An 11466-nucleotide genomic window follows, 5' to 3' on the forward strand; every position below is an offset into this window, starting at 1 on the left:
GCCCGGTCCGCCAACCGTGCCGCAAGCTCAAGTAGTATCCACTCCACGCTTGACTCAACGGCCGGTCTGACTCAGTCTGGCCGGCAACTCAGTTCGCACCTCACCTATGATGAACTCGAACGCCGTGCCAACCGCCTGGCCCGTCTGCTGGTGCAGCGTGACATTGGCCCGGAAAGCCGGGTCGGTATCGGCACCGGGCGCAACCTGTCCATGGTGATCGCGATTCTCGGCGTACTCAAGGCGGGCGCTGCCTATGTGCCCGTCGATCCCGACTACCCCAAGGCCCGCATCGCCTATGTGATGAGCGACGCGCAGGTGCAAATACTATTGCTTGAGTGCGCGCAACAGGCTGTCTTTGCCGATCTGGAGGTGGAGTGCCTGGCCCTGGACGATGCGGAGATAAAAAAACAACTGGCATCGCAATGCGAAGCCCCCCTTGCCGCCCCGGCACAGGGCCGACACCCGGATCAGGCCGCCTACCTGATGTACACCTCCGGTTCCACCGGGCAGCCCAAAGGGGTGGTGTGTTGCCATCGTAGCATCGTCAACCGGGTGCAGTGGCTGGCCCGCCTGGGTATTGAGCCCGGCGAGGTGTTTTGCCAGAAAACCAGTATCGGCTTCGTCGACCACGTAGCGGAGCTGTTTCAGGGACTGGTTAACGGCGTACCGCTGGTGATGGTGCCGACACACACCCTGCAAAGCGCCGGCAGCTTCGCCTCAGTGCTGAACCGCTGGCAGATTACTCGCATCACCCTGGTGCCTTCTCTCTTGGATGCACTGCTTGAGAGCGAATCTCTGCATGTGCCGAATTTGCGGGTGATGTACAGCAGCGGTGAGGCGCTCAGGCTCGACAACGGTAAGGTTTTTCGCGAGCGCTTTCCGGGTGCGCGCCTGGTGAACATTTACGGTTCGACGGAAGTGGGGGCCGACGCCACCGCCTGGGAGGTGGATACCTCTGAAACCGGGGTATTGATTGGCGGCACCTCGCCCATTGGGCGCGGCATCGATCGCCAGCGTGTCTACCTGCTGGGTCCCGCAGGGGAGCTGCTGCCGGAGGGCGCCGTTGGCGAAGTGTATGTAGGTGGAGCTGGCCTTGCGCGGGGTTATCTTGGCCGCCCGGAGCAAACGGCTGAGCGCTTTGTGCCGGACCCCTTTGATGAGGCGGAAGGCGGTGGTCGTTTGTATCGCACGGGGGATCTGGCGCGCTATGGCCGGGATGGCTGTCTTGAGTATGTGGGCCGGGTTGATCACCAGGTCAATATCCGTGGCTTTCGCGTCGAACCCGCTGAGATAGAGGCGGCACTGTCCCGTGAGGAGGCCATTCAGCAGGCGGTTGTCGGTATTGAACAGCATCGGGGTGAAACGCGAATTATCGCTCACGTCCGTCCCACTCAAGCCTATATGGACGAGCTTGCTAACAAACTCAACGACGACAATCTCGAGCAGTGGACAAAAGTCTGGGAATTCCACTACGCCGACGCCAATACCGCCGAACAGACGGACCTGGATTTTAGTGGTTGGAACAGCAGTTACACCGGCGAGCCAATGCTGCTTGACGACACCAAGGAGCTACTGGCAGGGGCGATGAAGCGTATATTGGCGCTGAAACCGAAGAAGCTGCTGGAGGTTGGGGTCGGCACCGGGCTGCTGCTTTACCGCTACGCCGAACACTGTGAATCCATTTATGCTCTTGATCCATCAGCGGCAGCGCTTGGTGGGATTCAGCAGGAGATAGATCGGCGCGGATGGCGACATATCAGTCTTAGCCAGGGGGATGCACTGAGCATTGAAGCTCTGGCAGGGAGTGATTACGACACCATCGTAATCAATTCGGTAGTGCAGTATTTTCCCAATCGCCTGTATTTTGAGGCGCTGCTCGCACGCGCGCTGGATTGCATACAGTCCTGCGGCAAAATATTTATCGGCGATCTGCGCAATTATGATCTTCTCGAGGCTCATGCTGCCGCAATTGAACGCAGCCGCCTGGGGCAACGCATTGCCGTCAGCGAATTCAGGCAGCGAGTGCAACAGCGGCTGCGACAGGAAAAGGAGCTTCTGGTCAGCCCCAGTTTTTTTCTTAGCCTGGCAGCGGACACAACCTCTATTGTCGATGTGGATATCCAGTTGCGGCGCGGCGTTGGCGACAATGAAATGATGCGCTACCGCTACGATGTTGTGTTGTCGGTCGACAAACAAAACACAGCATCGCGCCCGGTGAATTCCATCGCTGCCGATTTGGCGGAGCAAAAGGCGGCGCTCAAGTGGTTTGACTACAGTGGTGTGGAGGTGCTGCGCGGGGTTCTCAGTGCCGGAGAGTATGAAACCTTTGCTGTATCAGGTCTGTCAAATCCCCGTGTGCGCGAGGATGTTGCCATTGCCGAGGGTGTTAAACACTGGCCCGGCAATCAGCTTGTCAGTCTGAGTGAGCGGGCCGGTCACCTGAATCAGGAATCCATCGAGCAGATGCACGCCTTCGAGGCACTGCTGCAATTTGCTGAAGAATGCGGCTACCAGCCTGCGGTCACCTGGTCACAGGAGCGCCTCGATTGTATGGATGTGGTGTTCAGTCGGCTGCGGGCGCCCTCGGCACTGGCTCGCCACGCTTATAAGCGCCGGCCCTTTGCCAACAATCCCCAACTGCAGACCATAGGTCATCAGTTGTTTTCATTGCTCAAGCCTTCCCTTACAGAGCGTCTTCCCGATTATATGGTGCCGGCCTATTTGGTCGCTGTCGAGCAGTTTCCACTGCTTCCCAACGGGAAAGTTGATACCCGCTCACTGCCGGGGCGCCAGGAGAGTGACCTTGAGCAAATGGAGCATCAAGCACCAAAAAGCGAGGTCGAGAAGATCCTGTGCGAGCTTTGGTGTGACACACTCAAGCTGGATACCGTTGGGGTTTGCCACGACTTCTTCACTCTAGGCGGACACTCGGTATTGGCCACCAAGTTGCTGGCGCGGATACGGGAGGTCTTTGCGGTCGAGTTGCCGATCCGCCAGCTGTTCGATGCCACCACCGTGCGTGAGCAGGCCATGGCCATCGAAAAAGCCCGCTCCGACAATGCCGCATGGTCGCTTGATGCGCCGGCACAGGTGTCGCGTGCGCAACCTCTGCCTGCGTCCTATGCCCAGCAGCGGCTGTGGTATGCCAGTCAGGTCACGGGTGGGCTACCGGTTTACAATATTCCCCTGGCACTGCGTATTGACGGCCGCCTGGACGTTGAAGCTTTAATCGAAAGCCTAGTGGGTATCCACCAACGCCATGAATCCTTGCGTACCCGCTTTGAACAGCGCGACGGGCAGCTGGTGCAGGTGATCGATGACACTAAGCTGTTCGTTCGCCTTGAGCAGGTCGCTTCGGAAGAGGCGCTCAAGCCCATCTACTTTGAAGAGCGACATCAGACCTTTGAGATGGATGGAGGCGTTCTGTTTCGCGTGCGGTTGCTGCGGGTGGACAGGGAAGACTATCATGCGCTGCTGATCACAATGCACCACAGCATTGCTGACGGCTGGTCCCTGCGGATTTTTTTCCGCGAATTGTCGGCTCTATACCAAACCAATCGCGATGGGCAGGCCTCGCCGCTTGAACCCCTGTCCATTCAATATGCGGATTACGCCGTTTGGCAGCGAAAGTGGTTGAGCGAAGGCGTGCTCGACCGCCAGACCGCGTACTGGCGGCAGCAACTCAAAGACCTGCCACCTCTGCTCAACCTGCCCACCGACCGGCCCCGCGCCAGTGAGCAGAGCTTTCGAGGCAGTCTTCAGACCTTCGACCTGCCGGTGGAGCTGGTGGATAAGCTCAAAAACCTGAGCCGCGCCCACAACGCCACGCTCTATATGACCCTGCTTACCGCTTTTGGGATTTTGCTTGGTCGCTACAGTGGGCAAGATGATTTTGCTCTGGGTACGCCTGTGGCAAACCGACTTCGCAAGGAAACCGAGGGCTTGATTGGCTTCTTTATTAACCTTTTGGTTATTCGCTGCCAGATTGATCGACGACAGTCTTTTACCGACTTATTGGCGCGTCAGCGGGAAGTCTCACTACAGGGTTTCGCTCATCAGGATGTGCCCTTTGATTATCTGGTGGAGACCCTGAACCCTGAGCGCAGTGCGAGCTATTCGCCGTTATTTCAGGTGGTATTTGCCTTGCAGAGTGCAGCGACCAAGTCCACCGCTGTCTCTGAGTTCAATCTTAAGCCCTTAAGCTTTGAGGCACATGGAAGCACCGTCACCAATGAGGGGACCCTGGAAGGCATTGCGCGTTTTGACCTCACCTTAAGCCTGTCGGAATCGGCGCAAGGAATTAGTGGCTGGGCTGAATTTAATACGGATTTATTTGATCGGTGCACGATTGTGCAGATGCTCGGTCACTACCGCCAGTTGCTTGAAAGCATTGCGGATAATCCGAGTGCGTGCGTGTCGCAGCTTCAGATGTTGAATCAGCAGGAGAGGCTTCGTCAGCTCCACGACTGGGGTCTGCGCAAGGCCCCCATGCCAGAGTCTAGCGGGATACATCACCTGGTGGAGCAACAGGTGGTGCAGAGGCCGGACAGTATCGCCCTGGTGCTTGTGGAGGGATGTGACTGCGCTGTGCACCTTACCTACGCTGAGCTCAACAGGCGCGCCAACCGGCTTGCCCACATTTTGGTGGCGATGAATATTTCCTGTGAAAGTCGGGTCGGAGTGCTGACTTCGCGTTCGCTGGACACCTTCGTCGGAATTCTCGCCACACTCAAGGCAGGCGCCTGCTATGTACCCCTTGACCCCAAGCTTCCCACTGGCCGTCTGCGACAACTGTTGCACCCGGCGAGCATAGATCTGCTGCTCAGCCAGCGTGCACTGACAGGCGAGCTGGTCATCGGGGAAATACTCAAAGTAGAAGCGGGGGCAGAGCAAAGGGTGGTACCCCTTGTTCTGCTCGATGACTTAGAACCGGTCGCAAGCACTGGTCCCACGTCCGAAAACCCTCATGTTGTCGTTCACCCCCGGAGCCTCGCTTATACGATTTACACCTCGGGCAGCAGTGGCGAACCCAAAGGTGTTGGCCTCAGCCACCATAGCTTGTGTAACCTGGCTGTTTATCAGGCACGTCAATACGGCTTGGGGCCCCACAGTCGTGTGCTGCAGTTTGCCTCCATCGGTTTTGATGCGGCTACCTGGGACTGGAGCATGAGCCTGACCCGGGGTGCCGCTTTGCACATCATCCCAGAGGAAATGGTGACCTGCGCTGATCGTTTGGGCCACGCGGTAGAAGCGCACTCTATTACCTACAGTTTTATTCCACCGGCGCTATTAAGCAGCCTTGCCATTGAGCAATTTGACAGTGTTGGCACCCTCACAGTCGGGGGGGAAAGCCCTTCCCGGGAAGTCTTGCAGCCCTGGCTTGTGGGACGACGGGTATTTAACGCCTATGGGCCAACGGAAAGCACCGTGGTGGCGACCACCTGTGAGATTCAGCTGGATATGGACCCACCACCCATCGGTGGTCCAATCGACAACGTTTGTGTCTACGTGCTGGATCCGGACAAACAGCTGCTGCCAACGGGGGCTGTCGGAGAGTTGCATATTGGGGGGGGCGGCCTTGCGCGAGGATACCCCGAGCGGCCGGGGCTGACGGGAGAAAAGTTTATTCCCGACAGCTTCAGCGGCTGCCCTGGGGCGCGTCTCTATTGCACCGGCGATCTGGTGCGCTATCGGCAAGACGGCAAGCTGATGTTTGTTGGGCGCGCCGACGAGCAGGTCAGTCTGCGCGGCTTTCGTGTTGAGCTGGGCGAAATTGAAGCCGTGCTCAGGCGCCATCGAGGGGTGGTGGATGCGGTGGCCAATGTGGTAGAGGCGGAGCAGAAGAGGGTCATAATCGCCTATTTCATTCCCGAGGGTGAGGAGGCCGATGGCTTGTCGCTAGCCTGCGAGCCCACCGAATCGCTTTCCGACCAGCTCGGCAAATATTTGCGCAATCAGTTGCCCGTGTACATGGTACCTGCCGCGTTGGTGGAGCTGCCAGCTTTTCCCCTGATGGCAAGCGGCAAAGTGGATAAGAAGCGGCTTCCACTGCCCAAACTGTCAGTCAGGTCCAACTATTCGCCGGCGATGACCACCCAACAGCGGATACTTTGCGGCCTTTGGCAGCAGGTTCTGGGACTTGAGTCAGTGGGCATTGACGACGATTTTTTTTCCTTGGGTGGCGATTCCATTTTAGGCATACGGGTGGTGTCCCAGGCCAAAGCTCACAGTCTTCATTTTGACGTTAACCAGTTGTTTAAATACAAGACTGTACGGGTGATTTGCGAGCACCTGTCTGAGGTCAGACTGTATGCGGATCAGGGCGACTCTTCGGGCAAGCTCTCGCCTCTGCCTATCCAACGCTGGTTTTGGTCCCACAAAACGGACTGGTATCACCACTTCCATCAGTCACACTCCTTTCTCATTGACGAGAGGATCTCGGCGCAAACCCTTGCCGCCTGTATCGCAGCGCTGCATCGTAAACACGATGCCCTGCGCCTACGGTTTCACCCCGCTGAGGGCGGCTCTGCTCATGACGTGGAGCCGGTTTTCTCCCCCTTTGAAGATCAATTGTTGCACACTTGCGTGCACGAATATGCGCTGAACTCCGATGATTACGCGGATGTTCTTGAGCACATACGCGTCGAGGGCGGGCGGGTGAAAGCAGCCGTGGATTTACGTCGGGGTCCATTGCTTAAGGCACTTATCTTTCGTACCGGCGGCGATAAGTCTTACCTTTTGCTCATCTGCCACCACCTTGTCATCGATGGTGTCAGTTGGCGTATCATTGTCCATGACCTTGAGCAGGCACTCGGACAATGTCACCGCGACCAGCCCATTACCCTCGGCCCAAAAACCACCGCCTATCAGCGTTGGGCGGAGCATATCGAGCACTATGCGGGCTCCCATCTGCCGGCGGCCACCCGTGATTTTTGGCTAGAGCAGTGGGAAGGTGCCGCCAACACGCTCCCGCTCGATTCCCAGGCGATTTCTGCCGATGCCGATCACACCTTCGCGGATGTCGACATTTGCAGGGCCCACCTCTCGAAGAGGGAAACCCAGGCGCTACTGACCAGTGCCAACCAGGCTTACGGAACCCAGGCCCAGGAGCTGCTGCTGGCCGGGCTCGCCCTGGCCATCCAGCGCTGGACTTCCCACTCGCACTTCACCATCTTGCTTGAAAGTCACGGTCGTGAGAGTGAAGCCTTTGACGGCATGGATCTCAGCGATACCTTGGGGTGGTTTACCTGCCTGTTTCCCTTTCTTCTCGATCTTCGCGCCCCGGCCGGTGAGACCGAGGATAACGCTTTGGCGGCGGCCATTATCACCCTCAAAGACCAATGGCGAGCGGTGCCGAGGCGCGGGCTGGATTACGGAATACTGCGCTATCTGTGCAAAGACGATGACATCGTGGCGCGGGAGAGGCAATACCGGCCGCAATTGATGTTCAACTACTTTGGACAAGTGTCCGCCGACTCACGAGGGGCGACTGCACTTACACCACATCCGGTCGCCAGTGGACCGGACATTGCCGATGGGTTTCCAAGGTCCCATCTGGTGGAAATTAATGCCGAAGTGAGAGACGGTCACTTGGGTTTTCAGGTGGAATACTCGCGCCGCCATTTTAAATCCACGGTCATGGCCACCTTTGGTCAACACCTGCAGGATGCTTTGCGGCAACTTCTGTCCCACTGTGACAGGCGTCAGGAGGTAACCCTGACCCCGGGGGATTTTCCCTCGACAGCTTTGTCGCGCAGTGAGGTCCGGGATTTACAGCATCGTTTTTGGCCATTGGTGGACATCTACCCCGCCACTAGTATGCAAGCGGGGCTCATGTTCCACACCTTGCGTGATAGCCGGCATGAGGCTTATCTCACTCAGCTGTGGTTTGAGATAGAAGGCGCGTTTGATCCGGAGTGCCTGGCCAATGCCTGGCAAGCGGTTATCGAGCGACACGATATTTTTCGAACGGCTTTTGTCGAGGCCGCAGGTCAGTTGTTGCAGGTGGTGCAAGGCCGGGCGAATCTGCCCTGGGAGCACCTCGACTGGAGTGACATTCCCGCAGACCAGGTGGCGAAGCGCTTCGAGATCCTGCGACAGCGGGACAAGCAGCATGGCATTGACTTCGACGTGGCGCCACTTTTACGTATGACCTGCGTCAGGCTGTCGCCCATCCGCCACCTGTGGCTGTGGACCCACCATCACAGCATCCTCGACGGTTGGAGTATGCCCCTGGTATTGAAAGAAGTGTTTAGCGTATATCGGGACAGCCTGGCCGACAGATCTGTGTCCAAGGCCCCGCCACCTGCCTTTAAACACTATGTCCATTGGCTGCGCCGCCAGGATCGCCTGGGCGCTATACAGTTTTGGGCGCACGAGCTTAACGGTGTTATGCCCTGTGGCGGGCTGCCCCTTAACGAGAGTGCCTACGAGGGGCGCCCCCAGAGTCGCGAGCGTTGCATCAAAACGCTCGATCCCGGGCTGAGTGAGGAATTGTCGGCCCTTGCCCGCAGCACTGGCGTCACCGTAAATACTCTATTTCAGGCTGCCTGGGCCTGTGTGTTGAGCCTGGGCTGCGCGCGTGACGATGTGATATTCGGCCAAACCGTATCAGGTCGTCAGGCGGACGTGGCGGGTATCGACAGCATGGTCGGTTTGTTTATCAATACCCTTCCCGTACCTGTCGTGATTAAAGGCGAGCTGACCCTGAAAGCGTGGCTTGACGATATTCAGCGGGCGCAGAGCCAGCGGGAGGCTCACGGATTCTTGTCCCTCAATGACATTCATGGCTCTGGCCAGCGTTTGTTTCACTCACTTTTGGTGTTTGAAAACTACCCCGCTTCGAGTGACCTGGCCCAGGATCTGCCTTTTAATTTGTCGAAGGTGAACAGCGATGAGAGTACAGACTACGCCGTCACCCTGATGATTCAACCTCTAAAATCCTTCAAGCTCACCCTGCTGCACGCCAGCGAGGTGATCTCCTCTGCCGCCGCCGACATTTTGCTTGAGCGCCTGGCGGCGGTCCTGGAAGTCTTTACGGTTTCTCCTGAGGCGCGCCTTGGCACGCTGGTTGAGGGATTGGCGACGCAATATCCAGCGTATACGAGGCCTGAAAGCGCTGCGGCTTTTGACGCGGAGTCGAGATTGGGGGACGGACAGGAGCGTCCGTTGCGAATTTGGCAGTCGCCAAGGGGCTCCCTAATGGCGATGCAGGAGGTGATTGACCGTGTGCCGGGCGTGATTAAGTCCGCTGTCGTGAAGTTGCCCTCCGGGGCTCTTGTGTGTTGCCTTTTGCCGGCTAAAGGGGAGACACAAGTAGAGATAAGTACGCGTATTCTAGGGTACTTGCGTTCAGGTTCGCAGCCTGAGGTCTTGCCAAACATCATTCACTGTGTGCCCTCATTACCCCTTAACGCTGGTGACTACATCGATATTGACGCTCTGCCCAATCCTGAACAGGGCAGACGCGGAGCCCTTGCCAATGTGCCCTTCAAAGCTCCTGTCAACGGCACACAAGAGATTCTTTGCGACATATGGCAAAAGATTCTCGGCCGAGAGAAGGTGGGGGTAAACGACAATTATTTTGCCCTGGGTGGGGATTCCATCCGCTCCCTTGGCATCGTCTCTGAGGCAAAAAAGCACGGCGTATATTTCAGCGTCAATGACCTGTTCAGCCACCCCTCCATCGAGCGCTTGGCAGAGACAGCGGTTCGACATCAAACACATGGAGTAGACGCTGAGGCCATTGCGCCCTTTGCCCTGATTGACGCAGCTGAGCGCTTGCGTCTTGCGGCCAGCATAGCCGACGAACAATTGTTGGATGCCTTCCCCCTGACCATGATGCAGCACGGCATGGTTGTCCTTGCCCAGCGGCAGTCGGCACTCAATACCTACGAAAACCTTCAGCTGTACCAATTCAACCACCCCTGGGACGCCACTGTCTTCGAGCACGCTTTGGTGTGGCTGCTGGACAAGCATCCCATGATGAAAGCTGTTTACGATTTGTCTGGTGAGCGTCCGCTGCAGCTTATTCGCCGGGTGTGCCGGCCCGGCCTACGGGTGGTGGATTTGAGTCAGGACAGCGAGGAGGTCGCCCACAAGGCCATCCGCGAGTGGATGCAGGAAGAAAAATCCCGCGGTATCGACACCCAGATGGCCCTTTGGCGGGCCGCCGTTTATCTGCTGCCAAGCGGACGCTTCGTCTTCGGACTGTTCCTTAATCATGCCCTGTGGGACGGTTGGAGTTTGGAAAGTTTTATCGCCGAGTTGTATCAGAGTTATGACCGCCTGCTGCGTGGGCAGCCCTTGCCCGGGGCTGAGGTTATCCCTTCATTCAATCAGTATGTCGCCCTGGAGCTCGCGGCCCTGGAGGACGACAAAGAGAGGAATTTCTGGCAACAGGAAACCGGGGGCATGGCGGAGTTGCCCTGGTGGTCGGGGCGTACAAAGTCCTCCAGTGTCATGATTCGCTGCGATTATTCCCGGGACTTAAGCCGCCGCCTGGCGGCACTGGGCGGTGAACTCGGTGTTGCCGATAAAAGCCTTTGGAGTGCAATTTATCTGGCGCTGCTGTCGTTGCTCAATGGTACCCACAAAGTGGCCGCCTGTGTCATGACCCAGGCGCGACCCGAAATGTCCGGCGCCGATAAAATGGTGGGGCTATTCCTTAACGCTTTGCCCTTGCAGGTGTCGACCCGTCAGGCGTCCTGGCGGCAGTATATTTGCGCTGTAGACCAGTGCCTCAACCGTCAGCACCAACATCGCTTTTTGCCTATCGCCGAGATCCAAAAACTGTCGGGACTCGACTTTTCAGCTGCCGTGCTCAACTACACCAACTGGCACATGTACACTCAGGATCAGGCCCGGGAGGGGATCGACGCCCCGAAAAAAATCGACGCCTGGGCGGAGACAGATTATCTCTTTTTGATGGACGCCTACAAAGATGATCGCAGTCAGTGCTTTTGTGCCGATTTGAGTGTCGACGCCGCCGTTTTTGACGAACACAGTCGCCGGCGCATCAAGGTCTATCTCGACAATCTGGTGCGCCAGCTCGTAGAGAGGCCCGATGAGGCCATAGACAGTTCGGCGCTATTGACGAGGCAGGAGCGCCAGGATCTTCTGTTCACCTGGAACCACAGTGGGGCAGCGGTGCCGGCGGTGGGACTTGCGCAGTTATTCGAAGCCCAGGTGACACGCACACCGGACGCGGTGGCTTTGGTGACGGGCGACCGGCAGCTGAGCTATGTAGCCCTCAACGATCGTGCCAACGCCCTGGCCCATTGCCTGATGGGCGAAGGCGTAGGGCCCGAGGTTCGGGTGGGACTGTGTGTCGAGCGCTCGCTGGAAATGGTGGTGGGTCTGCTGGGCATTCTCAAGGCCGGTGGTGCCTATGTGCCTCTGGACCCGGATTATCCGCTGGCACGTTTGCAGCACATCGTCACTGACAGCGGCCTTGCGGTGGTGGTG

1 protein-coding gene is annotated in these 11466 nt (G+C 57.7%); it reads left to right on the forward strand.

What is annotated here, in order from left to right:
- Positions 1 to 11466, forward strand: an 11466-nt coding sequence (locus AB1S50_RS17030; RefSeq protein WP_367152255.1) for an amino acid adenylation domain-containing protein, incomplete at both ends; no start/stop codon positions are given.

Origin of the sequence: Microbulbifer discodermiae (assembly GCF_040742695.1) — a bacterium.
Classification (GTDB): Bacteria; Pseudomonadota; Gammaproteobacteria; order Pseudomonadales; family Cellvibrionaceae; genus Microbulbifer.